This is a genomic window from Salinibacterium sp. AL4.1 (genome assembly GCF_059767305.1).
In genome coordinates this window covers 97793-120832 of sequence record NZ_JBSOQK010000001.1, presented here as the reverse complement: position 1 = coordinate 120832, position 23040 = coordinate 97793, and the positions used below count along the sequence as shown (strand labels likewise).

At 60.3% G+C, this 23040-nt stretch carries 27 protein-coding genes; 7 read left to right on the top strand and 20 right to left on the bottom strand.

Annotated elements, in window-relative coordinates; all coding sequences use genetic code 11:
• Window positions 1–67 precede the first annotated feature (67 nt).
• Window positions 68–1891 (top strand): AMP-dependent synthetase/ligase, encoded by a 1824-nt coding sequence (locus ACWTV3_RS00645; protein WP_498476387.1) that lies wholly within the window; start codon window positions 68–70, stop codon window positions 1889–1891.
• Window positions 1892–1984: 93 nt separating this feature from the next.
• Here ACWTV3_RS00645 and ACWTV3_RS00640 read toward each other — a convergent pair whose 3' ends face one another.
• From ACWTV3_RS00640 to ACWTV3_RS00630, 3 genes are all read right to left on the bottom strand, one after another.
• A complete protein-coding gene (locus ACWTV3_RS00640; RefSeq protein WP_498476386.1) occupies window positions 1985–2476 on the bottom strand; it encodes a peptide deformylase in 492 nt (163 codons plus the stop codon).
• A gap of 4 nt (window positions 2477–2480) precedes the next feature.
• Window positions 2481–3803 (bottom strand): MinD/ParA family ATP-binding protein, encoded by a 1323-nt coding sequence (locus tag ACWTV3_RS00635; RefSeq protein ID WP_498476385.1) that lies wholly within the window; start codon window positions 3801–3803, stop codon window positions 2481–2483.
• A gap of 108 nt (window positions 3804–3911) precedes the next feature.
• Window positions 3912–7316, bottom strand: a complete 3405-nt coding sequence (locus tag ACWTV3_RS00630) for a pyruvate carboxylase (protein WP_498476384.1) — start codon at window positions 7314–7316, stop codon at window positions 3912–3914.
• A gap of 121 nt (window positions 7317–7437) precedes the next feature.
• On the opposite strand from ACWTV3_RS00630, the gene ACWTV3_RS00625 reads away from it, so the two are divergent.
• Window positions 7438–8244: a ParA family protein gene (locus ACWTV3_RS00625; protein WP_100389315.1), complete on the top strand. Its 807-nt coding sequence runs from the start codon at window positions 7438–7440 to the stop codon at window positions 8242–8244.
• Between the two features lie 90 nt (window positions 8245–8334).
• Here ACWTV3_RS00625 and ACWTV3_RS00620 read toward each other — a convergent pair whose 3' ends face one another.
• From ACWTV3_RS00620 to ACWTV3_RS00605, 4 genes are all read right to left on the bottom strand, one after another.
• A complete protein-coding gene (locus ACWTV3_RS00620; RefSeq protein ID WP_100389106.1) occupies window positions 8335–8883 on the bottom strand; it encodes a MerR family transcriptional regulator in 549 nt (182 codons plus the stop codon).
• A 225-nt stretch (window positions 8884–9108) separates the two neighbouring features.
• Window positions 9109–9807 (bottom strand): transcriptional regulator FtsR, encoded by a 699-nt coding sequence (gene ftsR, locus ACWTV3_RS00615; protein ID WP_100389107.1) that lies wholly within the window; start codon window positions 9805–9807, stop codon window positions 9109–9111.
• The gene (locus ACWTV3_RS00610) at window positions 9807–10316 is read right to left on the bottom strand and encodes an FHA domain-containing protein (protein ID WP_498476383.1); all 510 of its coding nucleotides are present in this window, start codon (window positions 10314–10316) and stop codon (window positions 9807–9809) included. The genes ftsR and ACWTV3_RS00610 overlap by 1 nt, the downstream gene beginning before the upstream one ends.
• A gap of 44 nt (window positions 10317–10360) precedes the next feature.
• The gene (locus tag ACWTV3_RS00605) at window positions 10361–10945 is read right to left on the bottom strand and encodes a CDP-alcohol phosphatidyltransferase family protein (protein WP_498476382.1); all 585 of its coding nucleotides are present in this window, start codon (window positions 10943–10945) and stop codon (window positions 10361–10363) included.
• Window positions 10946–11028: 83 nt separating this feature from the next.
• Here ACWTV3_RS00605 and ACWTV3_RS00600 point away from each other — a divergent pair, with 83 nt between their 5' ends.
• Window positions 11029–11472, top strand: coding sequence for a hypothetical protein (locus tag ACWTV3_RS00600; RefSeq protein WP_498476381.1), 444 nt, complete (start codon window positions 11029–11031; stop codon window positions 11470–11472).
• The gene (locus ACWTV3_RS00595; protein ID WP_498476380.1) at window positions 11472–11870 is read left to right on the top strand and encodes an RNA-binding S4 domain-containing protein; all 399 of its coding nucleotides are present in this window, start codon (window positions 11472–11474) and stop codon (window positions 11868–11870) included. Before ACWTV3_RS00600 ends, ACWTV3_RS00595 begins: the two co-directional genes overlap by 1 nt.
• A 17-nt stretch (window positions 11871–11887) precedes the next feature.
• On the opposite strand, the gene ACWTV3_RS00590 is transcribed toward ACWTV3_RS00595, so the two are convergent.
• The 9 genes from ACWTV3_RS00590 to ACWTV3_RS00550 all read right to left on the bottom strand — a co-directional run bounded on the left by ACWTV3_RS00590 (window position 11888) and on the right by ACWTV3_RS00550 (window position 17891).
• Window positions 11888–12766, bottom strand: a complete 879-nt coding sequence (locus tag ACWTV3_RS00590) for a cytochrome c biogenesis CcdA family protein (protein ID WP_498476379.1) — start codon at window positions 12764–12766, stop codon at window positions 11888–11890.
• A 2-nt stretch (window positions 12767–12768) separates the two neighbouring features.
• A complete protein-coding gene (locus tag ACWTV3_RS00585) occupies window positions 12769–13578 on the bottom strand; it encodes a DsbA family protein (protein WP_498476378.1) in 810 nt (269 codons plus the stop codon).
• Window positions 13579–13658: 80 nt separating this feature from the next.
• On the bottom strand, window positions 13659–13949 hold the full coding sequence (locus ACWTV3_RS00580; protein WP_498476377.1) for a DUF4287 domain-containing protein: 291 nt from the start codon (window positions 13947–13949) through the stop codon (window positions 13659–13661).
• Between the two features lie 3 nt (window positions 13950–13952).
• The gene (locus ACWTV3_RS00575; RefSeq protein WP_498476376.1) at window positions 13953–14450 is read right to left on the bottom strand and encodes an SRPBCC family protein; all 498 of its coding nucleotides are present in this window, start codon (window positions 14448–14450) and stop codon (window positions 13953–13955) included.
• A 31-nt stretch (window positions 14451–14481) separates the two neighbouring features.
• Window positions 14482–14814: an ArsR/SmtB family transcription factor gene (locus ACWTV3_RS00570; RefSeq protein WP_498476375.1), complete on the bottom strand. Its 333-nt coding sequence runs from the start codon at window positions 14812–14814 to the stop codon at window positions 14482–14484.
• Between the two features lie 65 nt (window positions 14815–14879).
• Entirely contained in the window at window positions 14880–15665 is a 786-nt protein-coding gene (locus tag ACWTV3_RS00565; RefSeq protein WP_498476374.1) for a thioesterase family protein, read from the bottom strand.
• A 102-nt stretch (window positions 15666–15767) separates the two neighbouring features.
• Window positions 15768–16034 carry a DUF7218 family protein gene (locus ACWTV3_RS00560; protein ID WP_498476373.1) on the bottom strand — a complete coding sequence of 89 codons (267 nt, stop codon included), beginning with the start codon at window positions 16032–16034 and terminating at the stop codon, window positions 15768–15770.
• 133 nt (window positions 16035–16167) lie between these two features.
• The gene (locus ACWTV3_RS00555) at window positions 16168–17277 is read right to left on the bottom strand and encodes an Rv2578c family radical SAM protein (RefSeq protein WP_498476372.1); all 1110 of its coding nucleotides are present in this window, start codon (window positions 17275–17277) and stop codon (window positions 16168–16170) included.
• 53 nt (window positions 17278–17330) lie between these two features.
• Window positions 17331–17891: a TetR/AcrR family transcriptional regulator gene (locus ACWTV3_RS00550; RefSeq protein ID WP_498476371.1), complete on the bottom strand. Its 561-nt coding sequence runs from the start codon at window positions 17889–17891 to the stop codon at window positions 17331–17333.
• Window positions 17892–17973: 82 nt separating this feature from the next.
• Between ACWTV3_RS00550 and ACWTV3_RS00545 the strand changes: the two genes are divergently transcribed.
• Both ACWTV3_RS00545 and ACWTV3_RS00540 read left to right on the top strand, forming a co-directional pair.
• Window positions 17974–18330, top strand: a complete 357-nt coding sequence (locus ACWTV3_RS00545) for a sulfur reduction protein DsrE (protein WP_341620083.1) — start codon at window positions 17974–17976, stop codon at window positions 18328–18330.
• A 175-nt stretch (window positions 18331–18505) separates the two neighbouring features.
• Entirely contained in the window at window positions 18506–18970 is a 465-nt protein-coding gene (locus ACWTV3_RS00540) for a GNAT family N-acetyltransferase (RefSeq protein WP_498477921.1), read from the top strand.
• A gap of 5 nt (window positions 18971–18975) precedes the next feature.
• Here the strand turns inward: ACWTV3_RS00540 and ACWTV3_RS00535 are convergent, their stop codons facing one another.
• Window positions 18976–20358, bottom strand: coding sequence for an LLM class flavin-dependent oxidoreductase (locus ACWTV3_RS00535; protein WP_498476370.1), 1383 nt, complete (start codon window positions 20356–20358; stop codon window positions 18976–18978).
• A gap of 144 nt (window positions 20359–20502) precedes the next feature.
• Here ACWTV3_RS00535 and ACWTV3_RS00530 point away from each other — a divergent pair, with 144 nt between their 5' ends.
• Complete coding sequence (locus tag ACWTV3_RS00530; RefSeq protein WP_498476369.1) at window positions 20503–21087, top strand: flavin reductase family protein; 585 nt, start codon at window positions 20503–20505, stop codon at window positions 21085–21087.
• 22 nt (window positions 21088–21109) lie between these two features.
• Here ACWTV3_RS00530 and ACWTV3_RS00525 read toward each other — a convergent pair whose 3' ends face one another.
• The 3 genes from ACWTV3_RS00525 to ACWTV3_RS00515 form a co-directional block, all read right to left on the bottom strand.
• Window positions 21110–21694, bottom strand: a complete 585-nt coding sequence (locus ACWTV3_RS00525) for a hypothetical protein (RefSeq protein WP_498476368.1) — start codon at window positions 21692–21694, stop codon at window positions 21110–21112.
• A 109-nt stretch (window positions 21695–21803) separates the two neighbouring features.
• Entirely contained in the window at window positions 21804–22649 is an 846-nt protein-coding gene (locus tag ACWTV3_RS00520; protein ID WP_498476367.1) for a fumarylacetoacetate hydrolase family protein, read from the bottom strand.
• 2 nt (window positions 22650–22651) lie between these two features.
• Entirely contained in the window at window positions 22652–23029 is a 378-nt protein-coding gene (locus tag ACWTV3_RS00515; RefSeq protein WP_498476366.1) for a RidA family protein, read from the bottom strand.
• Between the last annotated feature and the right edge of the window lie 11 nt (window positions 23030–23040).

Sequence of the window (23040 nt, the reverse complement as noted above, 5' to 3'; positions counted from 1 at the left end):
CGTGGTGTGTGCCCCCTCACCTAGCTAGAGTGGAGTAGACCACCTAACCGGTGCCAAAGGAGTTGCCGTGAAACAGTTTGATGTAACAGCCCTAGTTGAGGCTGACCCGGAAGCAAACGCTACCGATCTCTTGATAGATCGCGTTGCGGCCACACCCAATAACGCGTTGTTCTCGCTCCCTACAGCCAATGGAGGCTGGAGCGATGTGACGTCGACCGAGTTCCTTACCCAAGTCAGGGCCCTCGCCAAGGGCCTTGTTGCTGCAGGCGTTGAGCCCGGCGACAAAATTGGTCTTATGTGCAAGACCCGTTACGAGTGGACTCTGATCGACTTCGCGACGTGGTTTGCGGGAGCAGTACTCGTGCCGATCTACGAGACAAGTTCGCCCAGCCAAATCCACTGGAACATTACGGATTCAGGCGCCACGGCAATGATCACCGAAACGCCGGATCACTTCGCTCGCTTTGATGAAATTCGCGCGGATGTCCCCGCCATCACCAATGTGTGGCAGATCGACCTTGGCGACCTCGACAAACTTGCTAAGTCAGGTTCCGAGGTCAGCGATGAAGAAATCGAACGTCGTCGCAACATTGCCAAGGGATCAGACCTTGCGACCCTGATCTACACATCAGGGACCACAGGAAAGCCCAAGGGTTGCGTCATTACCCACTCGAACTTCGTCGAGTTGTGCCGCAACGCGCAGAAGGCGATCCCCGAGGTCGTCAATCCCGATTCGAGCACACTGCTGTTCATCACGACAGCGCACATCTTTGCTCGCTTTATTTCGATCCTCTGCATCCACGGTGGGGTGAAGGTCGGCCACCAGCCCGACACCAAGCTCCTGTTGCCGTCAATGGCGTCATTCAAGCCGACCTTCCTCCTCGCAGTGCCACGCGTCTTCGAGAAGGTCTACAACTCTTCGGAGCAGAAGGCCGAAGCCGGCGGCAAGGGCAAGATTTTCCGCAAGGCTGCCGAAGTCGCTATCGCGCACTCCAAAGCGATTGATGCCGGTCACGTACCGCTGGGTCTCAAGATCCAGTTCGCAGTTTTCGATCGCCTCGTGCTCTCGAAGATCCGCGCTGCACTCGGCGGACGTGTCAAATACGCTGTTTCAGGTTCTGCGCCTCTCGGCCTTCGCCTGGGACACTTCTACCGCAGCCTTGGACTGACCATTCTTGAGGGCTACGGTCTCACCGAGACCACCGCTCCCATCTCGGTAAACAAGCCGTCGAACTTCAAAATTGGTAAGGTCGGTCCCCCGCTTCCCGGAGTATCGGTCCGCATTGCTGAAGACGGCGAGATTCAGGCCAAGGGCGTCTGCGTGTTCGACGGATACTGGAACAACCAAGCCGCCACAGACGAAGTGTTCGAAGACGGTTGGTTCAAGACCGGCGACATCGGACAAATCGATGAAGAGGGCTATCTCGAGATCACCGGCCGCAAGAAGGAGATCATCGTGACCGCCGGAGGCAAGAACGTTGCCCCGGCCGCACTTGAAGACCCGATTCGCGCTAACCCGATCATCGGACAGGTTGTCGTCGTCGGAGAACAGCGGCCGTTCATCTCGGCTCTAATAACCCTCGATGAAGAAATGCTTCCGACCTGGCTTGGCAACAATGGGCTCGACGCCACGTGGACTGTAGAACAGGCAGCAAGCCACCCCGCGGTGCTCGCCGAGGTTCAGAAGGCGATCGACGTTGGAAACTCTCGAGTCTCCCGCGCCGAATCAATTCGCAAGTTCCACATTCTGGACGCCGACCTCACTGAGGCGAGTGGTCACCTGACCCCGAAGCTCAGCATCAAACGAAACGTTATCTTGGCTGACTTTGCCGATGTCATCGACGGGCTCTACACGAATTCGCCGGCGACCGAGGGAATCTCTCTCAAGTAGCTACAACCCCAGAAAACCCCCGTCGCACCTGCGTGACGGGGGTTTTCTCGTTAGTACATCTGGTCGCGGTCACGACCGCGACATGATTGCCTGTTAGTACCAGGGTGCCTTACGAATCTCGCGCATCGCTTCACGCTTGGTCTCAGCCTCGAGGCCCTCGATGTAGAGGTGTCCGTCGAGGTGATCCGTCTCGTGCTGCAGTGCCTGAGCCATCAGGCCATCACCGCTGAGCTCTACAGGTTCCCCCGCGAGGTTGACGCCCGTAACACGTGCGAACGGGTAGCGGCGGCGCAGAAAATAGAAGCCGGGCACCGAGAGGCACCCCTCATCGACGAGCTCCGGCTCCCCCGAAACTTCCGCAAGCACCGGATTGATGATGTAGCCGATGTCTCCATCGATGTTGTAGCTAAATGCTCGAAGGCCAACCCCAATTTGATTGGCAGCAAGCCCCGCTCGACCCGGCAATTTCACCGTTTCGATGAGGTCTTCGACGAGCGCCGCAGCGCGCGGGTCCCCGATAGTGATCGGGTCGCACGCCGAGCGAAGAACAGGGTCGCCAAAAAGACGGATCTCACGAACAGCCATGGTGTCAGTTGATCCGAACCGCAGGAAGGCCGTCCATCACGACGGCGGCAAGCTCAGTGGCCGCAGCCTTTGTGAGCTTGTTGAGGTCGCGGTAGTGCACAACCGAGCCCGTAGCCAAGCTGGGGTCGTAAGGAACGCGCACGATTTCGCGAACGCGCGACTTGAAGTGCGCCTCGATCTCCTCGAGCTTAACCAAGTTAGTGCCCTGCGTGGCGGTGTTGATCGCAACGACGGCATTCTTGACGAGGTCTTCATGACCGTTGGACTCAAGCCAGGTGAGAGTTTCGGAAGCGAGGCGAGCTTCGTCGACGCTGCCACCAGAAACGATGACGATCGAATCAGCACGCTGCAACGTTGCCCGCATGACCGAGTGCACAATGCCTGTTCCACAGTCAGTAATCGCAACCGAGTAGAACCGCTCAGCCATGTCGGCAACGACGTTGTAGTCGTCTTCGTCGAACGCTTCGGAAACATGAGGGTCGGTGTCAGACGCCAAGACATCGAGACGCGTCTCGTCACGAGACACGACCGTCTGGAACTCGCTGAAGGTGTGCAGCGATTCGGCACGCATGACGACGTCGCGCACCGTGGCACGCGTCTGCTTGTCGATTCGCTCTGCGAGGGTTCCGCGGTCGGGATTAGCGTCGATCGCAATGATGCGGTCTTCGCGAGTATCGGCCAGCGCCATCCCCAGCAGTGCAGTAATGGTGGTCTTGCCCACTCCACCCTTGCGGGTCAGAACCGGAACGAATCGCGTGCCGCCCACAAACGTCTTGGTAACGCGAGCTTCAAGCGCCTTGCGCTCACGCACACGGTAGGAGTCCCCCAGATTGACCAGGTGGAACGTCGCCGCGTAGACGAGCTCTTGCAGGAACCCCTCCGGTGCCGGCTGGCGGCTTTTCTTGCCCTGATTGATCAAGCGCTCCGCCGTGAGCATCGTCGCCGTCTCTGGCGTCGTACGCACTTCGGTGCGCTGACGACCACGACGAGTCGTCGGGCGGTCTGCCGGAGGAAGCTCCGGAATCACAGCAGCCTCGGGTACCGACTCCGGCGGAAGAGTGACCACCGACTCCGGCGCAAACGCGACGGTAGTCGTTGCCATCGCAGCAGGGTCAACGTGATGGGCCGTAACGGCAACATCATCGATAGCCACAGCGGCCTCATGCTCAGGTGTCTCGCGAACGGCAACAGGCAGCGACAGTGTGAAGGTCACGCTGTCAGAACTTGGCACCTGCTCGACGGTTGAGTCTTTCGTGTCGTGATCGGTCGACGAATCTTGCTCGTCGACGGACGACTGCACATCAGGTTCATTGCGCTTGGTAGTCACGTGTCGATCCCCTTCAGAAAGCAAACACACCACTTTACCGCGTTAACAAGAGAGACGTGACCGCCGCTTAGACAGCGATCACGTCTCTACCCTACAAAATACTGAGCGTTAGCTGGGCTCGATCTCTACAAGTAGGTCGCCCGCATCCACTTGTTGCGTCTTCGGAATGGCCAATCGCTTGACCGTTCCTGCAACAGACGCGGTGATCGCGGCTTCCATTTTCATCGCCTCGATCGAGGCAACAGCCTGGCCCGCTTCGACCTTGGCGCCCTCATCGACCTGCAACGTGACAACGCCCGAGAACGGTGCGGCAACGTGGCCAGGCTTCGATGTGTCGGCCTTTTCCGTAGCGGTCGAATCAATCTGAATGCTCTTATCGCGGATAAACACCGGGCGCAGTTGACCATTCAACGTCGCCATTACCGTGCGAATACCCTTTTCGTCCGCCTCACCGATGGCTTCAAGGCCGACGAACAGCTGAACGCCCTTCTCGATCTCGACCACGTGCTCTTGACCCTGCTGAATTCCGTAAAGGTAATCAGTGCTGTCGAGCTGCGAAAGATCGCCATAGGTCTCGCGAGCTGTCTCAAAGATCTGAGTCGGGCCAGCGAACAACAGGCGGTTGAGAGCCGAGCGGCGATCCTGCGGTTCGCCATCCAGCGCAGCCTGGTCCTCAGCGTTGATCTCCTCAACACCAATTTTCACGTTGCGCCCCTTGAGCACCTTCGAGCGGAAGGGTTCAGGCCAACCACCGGGAAGCTCTCCCAGTTCGCCCGCCATGAAGCCGATAACGGAATCCGGGATGTCGTACTTGTCGGGGTTCTCCTCGAAGTCAGCAGGATCCGCGTTGGCCGCAGCCAAAGCTAAGGCCAAGTCACCAACGACCTTGGATGACGGAGTCACCTTCGGCGGACGCCCGAGCATCTTGTTGGCCGCGGCATAAAGATCTTCGATTGTTTCGAACTGATCGGCAAGACCGAGCGCAATCGCCTGCTGACGCAGGTTGGAGAGCTGACCACCAGGAATTTCGTGATGGTAGACGCGCCCTGTGGGGCCGGGAAGACCCGACTCGAACGGAGCGTAGGCGTGGCGCACGGCCTCCCAGTACGGCTCGAGATCCGAAACCGCGTCGAGCGAGATTCCGGTGTCACGTTCGGTGTGCGCGAGCGCGGCGACCAAAGCCGACATCGAGGGCTGGCTGGTTGTTCCCGCCATTGGAGCGCTAGCGACATCCACGGCATCCGCACCGGCACGCGATGCCGCCAAAAGAGTAGCTAGCTGGCCACCAGCCGTGTCGTGAGTGTGAACATGGACCGGAGCGTCGAATCGCTCGCGGAGAGCCGTGACGAGCGTCTCAGCGGCTTCTGCGCGCAACAGACCAGCCATGTCCTTGATCGCGAGCACGTGGGCGCCGCTCTCCATGATTTGGTCGGCGAGCTTGAGGTAGTAGTCAAGCGTGTAGAGATCTTCGTTGGGGTCAAGAAGATCTCCCGTGTAGCAGAGTGCAACTTCGGCGACAGCAGTGCCCGTGTTGAGGACTGCGTCGATCGCCGGACGCATCTGCGAAACGTCGTTGAGCGCATCGAAGATACGGAAGATATCGACACCGGTGTCGGCGGCTTCGCGAACGAAGGCATCTGTCACCTCGGTGGGATACGGCGTGTAGCCCACGGTGTTGCGGCCGCGCAACAGCATCTGGATAGCGACGTTGGGCAGAGCCTCTCGCATCGACGCCAGTCGCTCCCACGGGTCTTCGGCCAGGAAGCGCAACGCAACGTCGTAAGTTGCACCGCCCCACGCCTCGACCGACAGCAGTTCAGGCGTCAGCCGCGCAACGTGCGGCATCACAGCTACCAAGTCACGAGTACGCACGCGCGTCGCCAAAAGCGACTGGTGGGCATCCCGGAACGTGGTTTCGGTGACGGCAAGGGACTTCTGCTCGCGCAGAGCGGAAGCAAAACCGGCCGGGCCGAGCTCGAGTAGCCGTTGACGCGAACCAGCCGGAGCATCAACCGTGAGGTCAACCTCGGGCAGCTTCAGCTGCGGCTTGATGATTCCCGCGCCATCGCCGTTGGGCTGATTAACGGTGACATCAGCGAGCCACGTGAGGATCTTCGTTCCACGGTCCTTCGAGCGGTGCGAGTTGACGAGCCACGGACGCTCATCGATGAACGCCGTACTCACATCGCCCGCAATGAACTCAGGATCGTCGAGAACACCCTGCAAAAACGGGATGTTCGTAGTGACACCGCGAAGACGGAACTCTGCGAGTCCACGACGGGCGCGGCGCACGGCCGACGCAAAGTCGCGGCCACGGCAGGTCATCTTCACGAGCATGGAGTCGAAGTGGGGTGAGATCTGCGAACCCGCAGAAACCGTTCCACCATCCAGACGGATGCCGGCGCCGCCGGGCGAACGGTATGTCGTGATTTTGCCGGTGTCGGGACGGAACCCGCTGGCAGGGTCTTCGGTCGTGATGCGGCACTGCAGAGCAGCTCCGCGCAGCTTGAGTTCGTCTTGACGGAGACCGAGTTCATCGAGCGACTCGCCATAGGCAATGCGCATTTGCGACTGAACGAGGTCGACGTCGGTGACCTCTTCAGTAACCGTGTGCTCGACCTGGATGCGCGGGTTCATCTCGATAAAGACGTGCTCGCCCTTGCGCTCCCCCGCCGTGTCGAGGAGGAACTCAACGGTTCCCGCATTGACGTAATCGATCGACTTCGCGAAAGCGATGGCATCGCGGTACATCGCTTGACGGACGTCTTCGTCGAGGTTGGGCGCCGGAGCGATCTCAACAACCTTCTGGTGACGACGCTGCACCGAGCAGTCACGCTCAAAGAGATGAATCGTGCCGCCGTGCGAATCCGCAAGGATCTGCACCTCGATGTGACGCGGGCGAACTACTGCCTGCTCAATGAACATCGTGGGGTCACCGAAAGCACTGTCGGCTTCACGCATGGCCTCTTCGAGAGCACCGCGCAGGTCTTCCTTCTTGTCGACTCGACGCATACCGCGACCGCCACCACCGGCGACAGCCTTGGCGAACACCGGGAAGCCGATCTCATCCGCGCCAGCAAGAAGGGCCTCAAGGTCGGTACTCGCGGGAGTGGACTTGAGCACGGGAACTCCCGCCGCAATGGCGTGTTCCTTAGCAGTGACCTTGTTACCGGCCATCTCCAACACCTTGGTGGGCGGGCCGATAAACGTGATTCCGGCATCCGCCGCTGCACGAGCGAGGTCAGGATTCTCCGAGAGGAAGCCGTAGCCAGGGTAGATCGCGTCTGCGCCCGACTCTTTCGCTACTCGAATAATTTCCGAAACGTCGAGGTAGGCACGAACGGGATGCCCTTCCTCACCAATCTGATAAGCCTCATCGGCTTTCAGACGATGAACCGAGTTACGGTCCTCGTACGGAAAAACGGCCACGGTTCTTGCTCCGAGCTCGACAGCCGCACGCATAGCGCGGATGGCAATTTCACCTCGGTTGGCAACGAGTATCTTCTTGAACATTCGGTCCTTCCTGACAAAAACCAAGCCTAGAGTGATTGAACTCTGGCAGTTTCCTCAAGGGTGCGCAAAAGTTGGCGGAGTTTTAGGTTTCTTAACTGTAGTGAAGGTATCGTCGTTACTCGTGCACGTACTTAGCGTTAGCTCCCTCAAGGGGGGCGTGGGAAAGACGACCGTTACGCTTGGGCTCGCTTCAGCAGCCTTCGCTCGCGGTCTTCGAACTCTCGTCGTCGACCTTGACCCCCAGTCCGATGTTTCGACCGGTATGGACATTGATGTCACAGGTCACCTCAACGTGGCTGATGTCCTCGCCTCGCCCAAGGAGAAGATTGTGCGCGCCGCGATCGCTCCTAGCGGTTGGACCAAAGGCCGCCCCGGCAAAGTGGATGTGCTCATTGGCTCACCGTCAGCCATCAACTTCGATGGCCCGCACCCCAGCATCCGCGATATTTGGAAGCTTGAAGAGGCCCTTGCCAACGTTGAAGCAGATTACGACCTCGTTCTGATTGACTGCGCGCCGTCGCTCAACGCCCTCACCCGCACCGCCTGGGCTGCCAGCGATCGTGTGTCGATTGTTACGGAACCCGGACTGTTTTCTGTCGCCGCCGCTGATCGCGCATTGCGCGCCATCGAAGAAATCCGTCGCGGCCTCTCCCCTCGCTTGCAGCCGCTCGGCATTATCGTGAATCGTTTGCGCTCACAATCGCTCGAGCACCAGTTCCGCATCAAGGAGCTTCGCGACATGTTCGGGCCCCTCGTGCTGTCACCGCAATTGCCCGAACGTACGTCACTGCAACAGGCTCAGGGCGCTGCAAAGCCCCTTCATGTGTGGCCGGGTGAAAGTGCCCAAGAAATGGCGCGCTACTTCGACCAGATTCTCGACCGTGTCATGCGCGCAGCGCGCATGGGCGAGTACAACAGCGGCCAGTAGCCCCTTACTGCGCGTGAAGCCAGCACTTCGGTGCTGGCTTTTTGCGTACCAGGGAACTGCGCCGCTCGCGCAGAAAGAAAGAAGCGTCGTTTAGGAGGCGCGGGATGCGCGGCGCTTAGCCAGCTCATCCATGGGGTCTTCACCCTTGACGGTGTCGAGATCAATCAGGCTGGTCTCCACCTCGCGGAGAACCTTACCGACGGCGATGCCGAACACACCCTGGCCCCGGCTCACGAGGTCGATGACCTCATCGTTTGACGTGCAGAGGTACACACCAGCGCCATCGCTCATGAGCGTGGTCTGGGCAAGATCGTGGATGCCGGATTCGCGCAGTTGGTTGACGGCGATACGAATCTGCTGCAGTGAGATTCCGGTGTCGAGCAGTCGCTTGACGAGCTTGAGCACGAGGATGTCGCGGAAGCCGTAAAGACGTTGCGAGCCTGAGCCGGCAGCACCCCGAACGGTGGGTTCTACGAGCTGAGTGCGAGCCCAGTAGTCGAGTTGGCGATAGCTGATGCCCGCAGCGCGAGCAGCTACAGCGCCGCGGTAGCCCGACGTGTCGTCGAGGTCAGGCATTCCGTCGGTGAAGAGGAGGCCAAGGTCGTAGCGTGATTCTTCGCTACGGTTCACTTCACTCATGGCTTTGCCCCTTTAGTTCTGATTGATCAGCACGAAAACAACGAACCTTCATGTTGAAGTTGACGCTTAATGTTTCGTGTTACCCCACGGTAGTCACGCCCACCGCCTCGATCAACGACATTCGCAAAAACTCGGCGGCGTGTCGGAATCAGTTGGATAAAACTGGGCCAACCTCACTGAACCGTCGTCGGCGGGAGCCGAAAAACGGTCAACAGATCGACCGTACTACGAATCGAGTCTGCTGAGGGCGGATCGAATAAGACTGCTGCGAACAATCTCTAACTGGCCCGCAATTTCCCGCGCCATCTCAGCCGCACGTGCACGACTCGACGCATCTTTGCGACGAGCAACCGGCATCAAAGCGCTCTCAATGAGGCCCAGCTCGCGCTCTGCGGCCGCACGGAAGCCCCGGAGGTGTCGTGGCTCAATGCCGCTGCGCTGAAGCTCCACAAGCGACTTGAGCACGGCGAGAGAATCTTCACCGAAAACATCGGAGGCCACGATGAGCGACGACGAAATAGCATCACCCAACAGCATGGGGCTCGCGCCGGCCTCGCGGATCAGCTCGTCGCGTGTGAGCTTGCGCTCCGCCGAGAGCATGGAAGCAGCAGCGACGGCACCGCCCGGAAGTTCAGGGGTGCGCCCCGCATCCATCTCTTCTAAGTAGCCACGAATGACCTTGAGCGGAAGGTAATGGTCGCGCTGCATAGTGAGCACGAAGCGCAAACGCTCCATGTCTGCAGAAGAAAACTTGCGATACCCGGATGCCGTACGTGCCGGAGCAACAAGCTTGCGCTCTTCGAGAAAGCGAAGCTTCGACGGGGTCAAATCGGGAAACTCAGGACTGAGCTTGGCAAGAACTTGGCCAATACTCAGCAGCGCGGGAGCCGGGGCTGACCGCGCTTGGCGCGCGACGCTAGCCACTAACTACCAGCCGGCTGCGAGAGATCGCGACGCGACGCGTAGAACGTGAGCTTGTACTTGCCAATTTGGACCTCAGCCTGGTCACGAAGCACAGCGGTCGTCGCAATGCGGTCTCCGCCGAGGTAAGTGCCGTTGAGCGATCCAAGGTCTTTGACATCGAACGTCGTGCCGTTACGCAAGAACTCGACATGACGTCGCGACACGGTGACGTCATCGAGAAAAATATCTGCCTCAGGATGACGACCCACCGTGGTGAGATCGGCATCCAGTAGGAAGCGGGCACCCACATTGGGGCCTCGGCGAACGATCAGCAGCGCTGAACCCGAAGGCAAAGCAGAAATTGCCGACTGCTCGTCTGCCGACACATCGGCGGCCATTGCAGCCACCTGCGCCGCAAACTCATGACTGTACGTAGCAGTGGTGTCGATACGCTCGACAATAGGCTGCGCGGACGTCTCGTTTGCCGACTGTACGTCGGCGCCGTGACCATTATTCATTGACTCAACCATCGCAAACCTCCCTGACTAACCAGCGTATCGGATCGGAGCACTCCTCAGACCCTCGGAAGGCGAGAAATTCGGACAGATTGTGCAACGTAAATGAAACCCGCCCACCAATACAAGAACGCGCCCCACAGCGCGAATGCCCACCCCACCGGATCGGTGACGCTCGCAATCGCAGGAAATGCCTGCCCAAGCATGAGAACAGGGAGCGCATAAAACAGGGCTGCGGTGGCCACTTTGCCCAAGTGATGAACGGGAAGAGGCCCGAAACCGTAATTGGCAGAAATGATGCCCAGCACCGCCAACATGACCTCGCGCGTGACAATCACGAAGAACAACCACCACGGGATCACATCACGAGCTGCGAGGCCAATCAGAGCAGCAAAGATAAACAGGCGATCGGCGGCGGGGTCGAGCAACTGCCCCAGTCGCGTCATCTGGTTAAAGCGCCGAGCAATGAAGCCATCGAGGTAGTCGCTGAGACTGGAAAACACCAACACGAGCAGCGCAAGAGCGTCTTGCGCAGTGATGATGAGATAGAGAAAAACGGGGACGAGCCCGAGCCTGAGAAAACTCAAGATATTGGGCACAGTCCACACACGATTGCTGATCTCGGGTGAACTACTACTGGCCACAGTCTGAGTCTAGCGAGCATCCGCATCCAAAATGCCGAGAATGCAGCGCTGTCTCGCAGGGGCGCACGAGTATCCTCGAGACCATGTCATGCATCCGGTTCAACACTCCTGCCCAACGGGCACAGATGCGAGCAATGGCCCCCTCGATGCTCAGCGCCGAGGAAGCAGCCGCGCTCCACCCCGCGCCCGAAGTTACTGACAGCAAGATCGCACGCCTGCGTCTTCTCGCGACCGACCCTAATCCTAAAATTCGCGAGAGCGCTGCGAGCAGCCACCACACCCCAGTTGACGTATTTGAAGCTCTCGCTCGCGACAGCGATGCCGGCGTCCGTGCCTGTGTCGCCCGCAACGAACACGCCCCGTGCGATGTGCTTCGGATGCTCGTCGATGACCCCTCCGAGGTTGTGCGCGGCTTTCTCGCCATCAACTTCTATGTGCCCGAGGACGCGATGAACACTCTCGCGGCAGACGGCAGCGCCACAGTGCAGCGCCTCGTTCAGTGGAAAACTGAACTCGCAACGGTCTAATGGCCGCGGGAACTGTTCGCGTCGACAGTTGGCTGTGGGCAGTGCGCGTCTATAAAACTCGCTCGCAAGCAACGGCGGCCTGCCGTGCGGGCCATGTGAAGATCGGCGGCACAAGCGTCAAGGCTGCCCAACCGGTTCGCATAGGCGACCAAATACGCATTCGTATCGCTGGCTTCGATCGCATCCTGGTGGTCAAGCAGACGATCGTGAAGAGAGTGTCGGCAGTGACCGCCGCCGAAAGCTACATCGACGAGACTCCCCCGCCGCCCTCTCGGGAAGAACGTGCTTTCGCTCCCCTGCGCGACCGCGGGGCCGGGCGGCCAACTAAGCGTGAGCGTCGGGAAATCGACAAGCTGCGCGGTAGAGACGGCAACGAAGAATGGATGCCCGAACTCTAGTTGTGCCTAAGCTCGTGTCAACCCTCGAGCGAGCCCGATTCGACTGGAACTTCGTCGAGCTCCTGCGCCCGCGCGGCAGTGCGCCGCGACACGAGCCAGACCGCACCCGCGGCTACCGCGGAGAGGGCGACTGCTGCGCCCAGGAAGAGCGCATTGTCGATGCTCGACCCGGTCCTTGCCGCCCACGACTCGGCGTGGTACTGGAACGTGATGGGGATTACTCCCCCCAGAGATGCAGTGCCGTCGCTCACGAGAAGAAGGATGCCGATTGCGATGGTCAGCGCGCCAGACACGATCATCGTCCACGAGTTTGACCACCCACGGATCGTGAGCGTTCGCGGCCGCAGCCAGCGACGCCCCCGCGCGCCGAGCCGCTTCCAGACAGCAGCAAGAACGAGCAACGGAACCGTCAGCCCGAGCGCATAAAGCGTGAGCATGATGGCGCCGTAGACCGCGTTTCCGCTGAGCGCCGCGACCGCGAGTACGGAGCCTAGGATCGGCCCCGCGCAGACACCGGCGACGGCATAAACCATGCCGAGAGCGAAGACCGAGACGGCAGAGGTGCGGTCTGTTGCCGCATCCGCACTCTCAGTTCGGGTCAGACCAGGAACCGGAATAGCGAACAACTGCACTGCACCCGCTGCGATGACGATGACGGCGGCCCCCACGATCAGCGCGCCGCGGTTCTCGTTCACGAGCGAGCCCAGTGTTGCCGAAAAGACGCCCAGTGGAATGAGGGTCGTGATGAGGCCGGCAAAGAAAAGTGCGGTCCGTGCGAATAAGGCCGAGGCAGAACCGAAAGCGTAGGCAAAGAACGCCGGCAACAGCATTACTGAACACGGACTTAAGAGAGCGAAAAGCCCACCGATAAAGGCTCCGGCGTAACCGATATCCACTGTTACTGGGCTGCCAGTCTCAACTGCTCGTCGATGACGTCTTGGAACACCTGAAGCGGTTGCGCACCGGCGATGGCAACATCATTGATCACGATAGACGGGACGCTTGTCACGCCGATTTGCTGAGCCTCTTGCGCGTTGAGTTGCACACGCTGCACTAGTGCGGGGTTCGCAAGGTCTGCCTCGAACTGCGCCATATCAGGCACACCGATATCGCGCGCGTACTCGAGGATCTTGTCGCTATCAATCTCGAGGTGCCCCGTCTCGGGCGCCGACGCGTATACCGCTGTGTTGTACTCCCAGAAAAGGCCCTGTTCACCTGCCGCGTGCGCGGCGACCGCCGCCATCACTGAGGTCTCGCCGAAAATCGGGTTGTCACGCCATTCGATGCGAAGCTGACCTGAATCGACATATTCGCTGATGAGTGTCGGAAGCGTTTCGCGAGACAGAACACCGCAGAACGGGCAGCGATAGTCCGCATATTCGATGAGGACGACGGGAGCATCGATCGCTCCGAGCGCGGTTGGATCATCAGCAACCCGTCGCGCGAGTTCGAGAGCCGGCTGCGCGTCATCACCATTCGTGACCGTGGGAAGGGGCTGAGACTGCGACGAGTCGGAGTTCGACTGCGCTCCTGCCACAAAAGCGACCGCGAGAAGCCCGAGCACCACGATTCCTCCCACGATGAACAGACCGCGTTTAGAGGATTCCTTGCGCCGATTCTGGGCTACTTGAGACGGCTTGGGGGAATTCACGCTATCGATCTCCTCAGGGCACTCACGTACCCACATCATCGGCCCGATGAGGACCATGATCCACCCTACCTACTGGCACCCCCGGGCCCTGACCGTCACGAATACGACGCCAACCTCTAACGAGACCAGGCAGTCTGCTAGTGCGGCTTTGTTGCTACACCGTCCAACCACAGCAGCGCTGATTCGTCGCGGTGAACACCAGCGGTGCCGACATGCTTGGCGTCGATCGCTGGGCCCTTTTGGATGACGTGCACCATCGCCATCCCGTGACCCCGACCAAGACCATAGTCCGACGCCAGCCAGTCAAGGATCTCGCCAGCCTTCACTGCGTCGTCGTCGAAGCCTCTTCCCTGAGCAATCGCAATAATTTCGCGTGGAGTGAGGCCCGTCTTCTTTTCGACAGTGTCGAGATACGCCTGGAACGACATCGGTTAGTCGCCCATCTCGTCGTCGCCCAGAATCGTGGCGATCTGGCCGACAGCGAGTCGCATGCCCTCTTCCATACCCATTTCGAGCATCTCTTCGAGCTGCTCGAGCGACTCAAATTGCGAGAAGATCGTGAGCCGGGTTCCGTCGGCGGTGGGTTCGAACGTCAGCCTGGCCGTCGTCATTCCGAGGTCAGCGGAGGGCTCGCCCTGTTCATCGGCAAATCCATCTTCGATGAGCAATTCCGTCGGAGCGGAGATCGAGACAAATCTCCACCAGCCGTGAAGACGTTCACCATCCGGCCCTTGCATGTAATAGTGCGCGCGTCCCTCTGGCTCGAACTCGAAACGCACGAAAGTAGCGGGCCACTCGGGCGGTCCCCACCAGCGTTCCAGTTGCCGGGGGTCGCTTACGAGTTGCCACGCGCGCTCAGCCGACGCGGCGAACTCCGCCGTCGTGGTCATCGAGAGTGCTGCGGCGTCGGTGTGTGTCGAAATGTTCATGAGGGTCTCCCATCGTGGTGAATCATCGTTGTCACCCTTCGTGAAGCACGGCTTCCATACGCAGCACTCGCTGCGTCCAGACGTTCTCTACACGAGCGAGCAACTCTTGGGCGCGCTGAATGGTCTGAAGATTGCCGCGAACGATTTGTTCGCGCCCGTGGCGCTCTTTCGTCACCAAGCCCGCGGTGTGCAGGATAGCTACGTGTTTCTGCACCGCCGCGAAACTCATCTCGTACTTGCGCGCGAGCTGCGAGACAGAAACTCCCTCGCTGAAAACGCGCGTAACGATGTCGCGGCGCGTGGCATCCGCCAGCGCTCGAAACATCGCGTCGACTTGAGAGTCGGACAGTTCATCTACAACCATTTGGTTGTAGATTACTGACGTGGGCGTAAACGCGCAAGAGCCAAACGGGCGGAACCTTCCGCCTCCTAAAGTTTTCGCAGCGTGAGGATCTGTTCCGCTCGCCCAAATGGCCCCTGGCTGTCATGCAGCACCGTCGAGGTGAGTCCAACACCGTCGGCGCCAAAACTCACCGCATTCTCGAGACCGAGCCATTCGCCAACCGGTACTCGATAAAGGTGGATTTGAAGGTCAACATTGGGGAAGGCATAACCACCCTCCCCCGGCTTCACCCGCGTCGCAATACCGTTGCTCGTATCGACGAGCCCCATGAGCCGCACGAACTCAGAGATGGGCTCGGAGGCGAGCAGGGGAACCGGAGTGCGCAGCCATACCCGACCGCGGCCGGCTTCGTGCTCAGGTAGCGCTCGCGCCTCAATAGAGCGAATGTAACCCCCGGGCCACTGTGCCAGATCGACGGGGACACCCGCGCTCTCGGGGCCGAGCATGCGATCGTCAACGATGCCCGCGACCTCCGCCGTGTCTGAAGTGTGCAAACGCCAGGCCGTCGCGCGCACAGCGACACGGCCGCCGGCGCTCAACTCCGCTTGAACAAGCTCGATCGTGCGGCCCGCCCTCAACATCGAGACGTGGATCTCGAACTCGCCACCAGGTATTAGCCCCAAAATTTCGTAGCTGATGCGCGCAATGCGCAGCTCTGGCCGCGCCTCGAAGCCCTCCAAGGCATGCGCCACAATTCCGGCGACGGGAGCCATGTGCTGCTCATGCGGATTCCAGGCACCCTGAGCATGAATGGTCGATTCGAAGCGGGTGTCACTGTGCTTGAGGTAGTACGAGGAGGGGGTTGAAGTCACCGCCCCAGCTTAATCAGCAGTGACCGCCGGCCCCAAGGGTTCAGGCTGAAGATGCTGCGCACTCTCGTGACTCCATCCAAATCAGCGCACGAGATGCGAGCGCTAGTGCGAACGAAGCTTGTCGATGAGCGCGCTCTTCGTTAACGACGAATAGCCGTGAAGGTCTAACTCCTTGGCCCGCTGTTTGAGTTCTTTCACCGTCCAGTCGTCGTACGAGCCCGACTCTCCACCCCGTCGCCCGATCTCGGAGCGCCCCTGATTCGCTGCCGCATTCGAGATGCGCGCGGCTTTCTCCTTCGACGCGCCGTCCTCGCGAAGCTCTTCGTAGAGCTCGGGATCTTTGAGGCTTGAATTCTTGCGAGAGGGCATGAGCGAACTCCTCAATCTGGTCGGCCGTGACGCTACGGATACTGCGCCGCCACCAGCCTAGGCAGATGTTTGACAGTTGCGACGAACTGTCTGGAACCCTCAAGAAACCACGGAGGAAGCGTTCAGAAAAGCGTTAGAACAGCATCGGTTGAGGCATTGCTCGCGCTGCCAATTGCGGGGGCATCTCCTCCGCGATCAATGAAGGTGTCACCGATCCTGAACTTGAACGCACCCCGGCATGGACCCGCGGCTGGGCCCGCGAGCCGACGATTCCGGTGGCTGGATCGAGAGCGGTGCGCTGCAACCCATGACGCCGAATAATCGGCTGCAATTTAGCGGCAAGCCATTTTCGGTAGTCCTTGGGCGCGTAGTTTCCGGCCGAATACATCGAACGGTACTTGTCGAGAAGCTCCGGATGCGCGCCCTCCAGCCACTCGAAGTACCACTCCTTGGTGCCCGGCTTGAGATGCAGCGCCGAATACGTGATCGATGTGCCGCCGGCTTCTTTGACTTGAGCCACGGCTCGCTCAAGGTGATCGCGAGTATCGGTCAAGAACGGAAGAATCGGCATCAGGAACACGGCACAGTCGAGACCAGCGTTGCGTGCAGCGGTTACCGTCGCCAACCGCGCCTTGGCAGTCGGGGTGCCGGGCTCGACCGACTGCTGAAGGTCATCGTCGTAGATAGCAATCGACATACCGAGATCGACCGGCACATGCTCGCTCGCCTCCACCAAGAGCGGCAGATCTCGGCGCAGTAGCGTTCCTTTGGTGAGGATGGATAGCGGCGTACCCGAACCAGCCAACGCAGCAATGATGCCCGGCATGAGCCGATAGCGGCCCTCAGCACGTTGGTACGGGTCAGTATTGGTGCCCAACGCCACAGGATGCCTGCCCCAGCTGGGTTTGCTGAGTTCCTTTGCGAGAACCTCAACCACGTTGACCTTGACGATGATCTGGGTGTCGAAGTCTTTGCCCGCATCGAGATCGAGGAACTCGTGCGTGGGGCGAGCGAAGCAGTAAGTGCACTGGTGGAGGCATCCGCGCATGGGGTTGATCGTCCACCCGAATGGCATATCACTGGCAGTCGGCACCTTATTGAGCGCACTCTTGGCGAGCACCTCGTAGAAGGTGACGCCGTCGAACTCGGGGGTTCGCACCGTTCGCACAAGATTGTTCAGCTTCGCGAGCCCAGGCAGAGCATCGGGTGCCTCGTTGCCGACTTGCTGCCCACTCCATCGCATGGTGCTATTCGAACATATGTTCGAATCGACTGCAAGCCGACGCGCGAGTGGCGTTAGACCGTTGCGACCTCGCGGGCGAACTGCGCAACCTCTCGCACCTGGGCGGAGTCTCGAGTGAGCTTTGCCGTCGTGAGGGCACCGTCATAAAGCACGATGAGACGCGACACGAGCGCATCGGTCGCATCCGGACCGACAATCTCTTTCACATGAGCCCGAAGAACGCGCCGATACCGGGCTATCGCGGCCTGCACGTCAGCCATATCGGGGCATTCGATCGCGGCGTTCGTGAAGGGGCAACCATAGAAGGTCCCGCCATCGATTTGATCAGCCACGGCCAAAAACAGACTCTCGACACGAACTCCTGGCGGGGCATCCACATCATCAAGTTCAGTTACTCGATCGAGCCACGCGTCGGCCTCCTCATCGAGGTACGCAGCGATCAGCGCTTCTTTGCTCGGGAAGTGGTGGTACATGCTGCCCTTTGCCACCCCGGCCTTGGCGATCACCGTGTCGATTCCAGTGGCGTTGATTCCGTGCGCGTAGAAGAGGTCTGCCGCGGTGGCGAGGAGTTTCATGCGCGAAGTGACGCGGATTTGCGGGGTTTCTGGAGCCATATTGCAATTCTAGACGAACCCGTCTATATTTTCTAGACGGATCCGTCTAGAAACGCTGGATGGCCGACACAAGGAGTTTTCAATGTCAGACCTCAAGATCGCCGTAGTCATCCTCGAAACCCTCGAGAACAACAACGCTCGCGTTTACCGTGGCCTCAAGACCGCCCTCGAATTCAAGGCGGCCGGCGACGACGTCATCGTCATGTTCGACGGCTCCGGCGTAGAGACCCTCGCCAAGATCGCTGATGCTGGCCACCCCATGAACGGCCTCATCACGGCCCTCGGCGACACGATCATCGGCGCCTGCGAATTCTGCGCCAAGTCGCACAAGGTCTTCGAGCCCATCCGTGACGGCGGCTTCCCGCTGCTCTCCGACAACGGCGGCGAAGCCAGCGTTCGCAAGCTCGTTGTCGACGGCTACCAGATCATGAACTTCTAGCAGCTTCTCCCCCGAGAACGGCAACGGCCCGGGCCCTCACCACGGTGAGCGCTCGGGCCGTGCTCTTTCTCCAACACGGCGGCTGCGACCGAGACACCGCGCCAGCGCTGCTAACGTCGTAGGAGTGTTCTCTAAAGTGACAGTTCCGACCACCCTGCAGACCCGCGACGGCGAAATGACTCTTCGCTACTCCGAACTCGGAGACATCGACACGATCCTGCAACTGCTCGCCGACGACCCCGTCAGCGCACTGCGTGGAGACACTGCTCGCCCCGAAGACCGCCCGGCCTACGAAAAAGCCTTTCATGCGATCGCCACTACTCCCGCAAACGCGCTGCTCGTTGTCGTCGCGGCATCGGGCGATGTCGTCGCCACAATGCAACTCACTGCCATTCCCGGAATGGCGCGTCGGGGCTCGCACCGCCTCCAAGTCGAAGCCGTACGCGTTGCAGCGAGTCAGCGTTCGAGCGGGATCGGCGGCGCGATGATGCGCTGGGTTATCGACACCGCAGCGCCCACGCTCGGTGCGTCCCTCATCCAACTCACCTCAGACGAGGCACGCACCGACGCGCACCGTTTCTACACCAAGCTGGGCTTCGAAGCCTCCCACATCGGTTTCAAGTACTCGGTCGAACTCTAAGCAGGTCAGGGCGCTGAGGCTGGCTGGCGCCGGTAGCTCGCGCCAGCGTGTTCCGCAGGCAAGCGATCGCCCCGGCCATGCAACTTCTGACGCAGCGTTCCCTCTACATACTCCTCGGGGTATGAACCACGAGCCCGCAGCACCGGGATGACATGCTCGACCACGTCTTCGAACGTGCCCGGCGTGATCGCGTACGCGAGATTGAAGCCGTCAACGTCGGTCTCCGCCACCCACGACTCCAACTCATCCGCAATCTCCTCGCCTGAGCCAATGATGAACGGGCCAAGGCCCCCAATGGCTCCCAGGCGTGCGATATCTCGCACTTTCCATTCGCTGCCGTCGCTGTTCGCCTTCTGAAAATTCGCGACCGTCGACTGGATCGCGTTGCTCTTCACATTGCCGATCGGCTCGTCGAGGTCGTACTGCGAGAGGTCGATTCCCATCCAGCCCGACATGAAGACGAGTGCTCCTTCTTCGCTCGCGTAGCTCAGATAGTCGGCATATTTGGCGTGGGCCTTCTCAGAGGTCTCATCGGTAATGATCGTCAGCAAGGTGTAGATGCGGGCCGAGTAGCGGTCGCGGCCTGCTTCTTCGAGAGCATCCCTGATGCGACCCACTGTTTCCTTGAGACCCGCTTTGGTCGAAGCGGCGACGAAAATTGCCTCGGCGTTGCCCGCGGCGAACTGGATCCCTCGTGGCGATGCCCCGGCTTGATAAATCACCGGCGTGCGCTGCACCGAAGGCTCCGCCAGATGGATGCCGGGCACCGAGAAGTGCTTGCCGCTGTGTTCGATGTCGTGAACCTTGCTGGGGTCAGTGAAGACACCCGATTCTCGGTCGCGGATCACCGCGTCATCTTCCCACGAGCCCTCCCACAACTTGTAGAGCACCTCGAGATACTCGTCGGCATGGTCGTAGCGGTCGTCGTGCTCGAGCTGATCGTCGTTACCCATGTTGCGCGCGGCTGATGGCAAGTACCCCGTCACGACGTTCCAGCCGATTCGGCCCTTCGTGAGGTGATCGAGCGTCGACATGCGTCGCGCAAAGGGATACGGATGCTCGTACGCGGTTCCCGCGGTAATACCGAATCCCAAGTTCTCGGTGACATGCGCCATCGCCGACACGAGCAACAGCGGATCATTCACGGGAACCTGAGCACCGTGGCGAATCGCAGCCTCGTTCGAGCCGGCGTAGACGTCATAGGTGCCGAGGACATCCGCAATGAAGATGCCGTCGAAGGTTCCTTTTTCGAGCAGCCGCGCAAGCTCGGTCCAGTAGTCGAGGTCTTTGTAGCGCCACGACTGGTCGTCAGGGTGGCGCCACATTCCCGAAGACTGGTGAGCGACGCAGTTCATGTCGAAGGCATTGAAACGGATTTGTCTAGGCATGCCCTCATCGTGCGCCCGGACTCGATATTGCGCACCTAGCAGCGAAACAAAGGCGCAATAGTCGGACACATAGCGACATATTCTCGCTTCGTGGCACGAGGGAGTGCACGCTAGTCCGCATCCCCCGAACCATTGGATGGACGAATGCACACGACAACCCCCACCGCTTCGCTCACGGCCGACCGCACCGAGCGCACCGACGACGATGCCCTGCCCGCCACCGGGCTGAGCGCAGCCGAATTCGCGGCTGCGTTTCGCCGGTATCCGGGTGGAGTAGCGGTGGTGACGGCGGACTCCGCAGTCGGCCCTGTGGCCCTCACCGTGACGTCGATCGTGTCGGTGAGCGCGAATCCCCCGCTATTTGCATTTTCCATTGGCCATCAAGCATCCACCGCCACGGGGATTCGAAATGCGAACTCCTACGTCGTGCACTTTCTCGGCAGCGAACAATTGCCGATTGCCCAGCTGTGCGCGACCAGCGGCGTCGACCGTTTCGCCGACCGTTCACTGTGGTCGCGCCTACCGAGCGGAGAACCGTACTTTCCGAGCGCCCCCGTGCGCATCGTCGGCCAACGCATCGATCAACTCGACACGGCGTCAGCGTCGTTGATTCTGGTTCTCGCGCAGGAGTCTCATGTGGGAACCGAGACGGATGCTGGCCCACCGCTTGTCTACCACGACCGCGGCTGGCACGAGTTGAGCTCGCAGTCGCAGCTCGGGCACCGCTAACTACAGGCTCTGGCGCCGCTAGCTACACACCAGGGCTCGCGGAAGCCGCAGCGGTGTTAGCTGCATCGGAAGGCAGAGCCGACCCAACCGGCTGCGTCGCTTCAGCAGCCTCGTCGTCATCCCAGCTCTCGACGAGCGTGATGCGGCCGCGGGATTCCTTGACTGCGAGCACCAGCGCGATGATGCCGGTCGCTATTCCGATGACTCCCAGCGGGTTCGCGATGCCGATGGCAATACCGAGGGCAGGTTCGTTCGGCCCGCTCACGATCGTTTGCAGTCCCTCTGGGGTGACATCGGGGATGGTGAGGCCCAACAAGAATGCACAAATGCCGGAGGAAATCAGCATCGCGTGCGTGATGGGGCGAGTGCTAAAACCACGCAGATCGGTGCGGCGCATGGCACGACCGACGAGCACCAGAAGGATAGCGAACGCAATGCCGAGCGTCGCGGCGTAAATGACGGTGAGATCGCCGCCGAGGCCAAAGAGATGACGACCGAACGAGACCCAGCCCGCCACCGCAATACCGAAGACAATGGCGGCGACACCAATACGGCCAGATCCGGGCTTTCCGGGAGTCTCGCGAACTCGAATAGCGCTATACGTCACGGGCATTCCTTAATCTTGCGGCGTCTCCTCAATCGTAGCGATGACGGAACAGAAGGCGCGCCTCTCCCCACGAGAGACGCGCCTTCGTCACAGAAGCAAGGAACGCGAGCTACGGAGCCACGCACTCCTGAGACATCGTTCCCAACCCGGTAATTGCACTGCGCACAACTTCGCCCGCGCGCAAATAGCGAGGCGGGTTCTGGCCGAAGCCGACGCCCGTCGGTGTGCCGGTAAAGATCACGTCGCCGGGGCGCAACTCAACAATGGCCGAGAGTTCACTGACGAGTCGCGATACCGAAAAAACCATGTCGTTCATCGGTGCGCTCTGCACGAGAGCATCGTCAATCCAACATTCGAGAGTGATTTCTGACTGCTTCAGAAAGCTCTCCGTGTCGACGAAGACTGGCCCGAGCGGTGCGAACCCCGCGAACGACTTACCGAGCGAGAACTGCGGTGGCACTCCTCGCATCTGCACGTCGCGCGCCGAATAGTCTTGGCCGATGCAGAAGCCTGCGATAGCCGCGAGCCCGTCTGCTTCGGCGATGTTGCGACCGCCAGCGCCCACGACAGCAACCAGCTCAACTTCCCAATCGACACTGTCGGTCGGCAATACGAGCGGTTCGAACGGACCCGAGATCGACGACGCAAACTTCGTGAAGACCATCGGATGTTCCGGGACGTTAAAACCGGACTCCGCAGCGTGATCAACGTAGTTAAGCCCGACCGCAAAGATCTGCTGCGGGGCGTGCGCGAGCGCACCCCACTGAGCGGGTTCAAGCGCGGACTCGCTACGGTCGCTTGCTTCGACATCCGCCGCCCACGCCTGAAACGCTGCCCAGTCCGGGTAGAGCTCGTCGACCGTGGCCGAGAATCGACCAGCACTCGCACGCTCGATATCGACGACGGTGCCGTCGACGAGGAGCGACGCTCGCCCGTCAATGACTGCGAGACGCATTGCTACTTCGCGGGAAGCGCGACGATCGCGTCGAGCTCGACGTCGAAGCCACGAAGGTTGGCCTGAATCGTCGTGCGCGCCGGGAGCGGTGCCGTGAGGTACTCTGCCGCGATCTCGTTGAACTCAGCGAAGTCATCGAGCGTCTTGAGGTAGACGCCATAGCGCACGGTGTTCTCAAGGCTCGTGCCGGCAGCCTGAGCAACGGTCTCGAGGTTGCGGAAGGTCTGGCGGACCTGCTCAGCGAAGGTCTCGCCGACGCGGTTGCTGTCTTTGTCGAACGGGCCCTGACCGGCAAGGAACACGAGCGAACCTGCGACGACGGCAGAGCTGTAGGTGCCGGCGGGCTGAGGAGCGTCTGGAGTGGTGATTGCGTGGAACATTGATGCCTTTC

What these genes read in the sequence shown, in the direction of transcription:
- ACWTV3_RS00575 (WP_498476376.1), bottom strand. Translation starts at nt 14,450, where the DNA reads ATGAACATTTCGACACACACCGACGCCGCAGCACTCTCGATGACCACG.
- ACWTV3_RS00555 (WP_498476372.1), bottom strand. Translation starts at nt 17,277, where the DNA reads ATGCGATGGAGTGGGCAGCAAGTCGGCAACGAGGCACCCGATGCTCTG.
- ACWTV3_RS00620 (WP_100389106.1), bottom strand. Translation starts at nt 8,883, where the DNA reads ATGAGTGAAGTGAACCGTAGCGAAGAATCACGCTACGACCTTGGCCTC.
- ACWTV3_RS00535 (WP_498476370.1), bottom strand. Translation starts at nt 20,358, where the DNA reads ATGCCTAGACAAATCCGTTTCAATGCCTTCGACATGAACTGCGTCGCT.
- ACWTV3_RS00515 (WP_498476366.1), bottom strand. Translation starts at nt 23,029, where the DNA reads ATGTTCCACGCAATCACCACTCCAGACGCTCCTCAGCCCGCCGGCACC.
- ACWTV3_RS00570 (WP_498476375.1), bottom strand. Translation starts at nt 14,814, where the DNA reads ATGGTTGTAGATGAACTGTCCGACTCTCAAGTCGACGCGATGTTTCGA.
- ACWTV3_RS00560 (WP_498476373.1), bottom strand. Translation starts at nt 16,034, where the DNA reads ATGCCCTCTCGCAAGAATTCAAGCCTCAAAGATCCCGAGCTCTACGAA.
- ACWTV3_RS00585 (WP_498476378.1), bottom strand. Translation starts at nt 13,578, where the DNA reads ATGGTCCTCATCGGGCCGATGATGTGGGTACGTGAGTGCCCTGAGGAG.
- ACWTV3_RS00640 (WP_498476386.1), bottom strand. Translation starts at nt 2,476, where the DNA reads ATGGCTGTTCGTGAGATCCGTCTTTTTGGCGACCCTGTTCTTCGCTCG.
- ACWTV3_RS00540 (WP_498477921.1), top strand. Translation starts at nt 18,506, where the DNA reads ATGACTCTTCGCTACTCCGAACTCGGAGACATCGACACGATCCTGCAA.
- ACWTV3_RS00520 (WP_498476367.1), bottom strand. Translation starts at nt 22,649, where the DNA reads ATGCGTCTCGCAGTCATTGACGGGCGAGCGTCGCTCCTCGTCGACGGC.
- ACWTV3_RS00545 (WP_341620083.1), top strand. Translation starts at nt 17,974, where the DNA reads ATGTCAGACCTCAAGATCGCCGTAGTCATCCTCGAAACCCTCGAGAAC.
- ACWTV3_RS00630 (WP_498476384.1), bottom strand. Translation starts at nt 7,316, where the DNA reads ATGTTCAAGAAGATACTCGTTGCCAACCGAGGTGAAATTGCCATCCGC.
- ACWTV3_RS00595 (WP_498476380.1), top strand. Translation starts at nt 11,472, where the DNA reads ATGGCCGCGGGAACTGTTCGCGTCGACAGTTGGCTGTGGGCAGTGCGC.
- ACWTV3_RS00550 (WP_498476371.1), bottom strand. Translation starts at nt 17,891, where the DNA reads ATGGCTCCAGAAACCCCGCAAATCCGCGTCACTTCGCGCATGAAACTC.
- ACWTV3_RS00600 (WP_498476381.1), top strand. Translation starts at nt 11,029, where the DNA reads ATGTCATGCATCCGGTTCAACACTCCTGCCCAACGGGCACAGATGCGA.
- ACWTV3_RS00610 (WP_498476383.1), bottom strand. Translation starts at nt 10,316, where the DNA reads ATGGTTGAGTCAATGAATAATGGTCACGGCGCCGACGTACAGTCGGCA.
- ACWTV3_RS00580 (WP_498476377.1), bottom strand. Translation starts at nt 13,949, where the DNA reads ATGTCGTTCCAGGCGTATCTCGACACTGTCGAAAAGAAGACGGGCCTC.
- ACWTV3_RS00530 (WP_498476369.1), top strand. Translation starts at nt 20,503, where the DNA reads ATGCACACGACAACCCCCACCGCTTCGCTCACGGCCGACCGCACCGAG.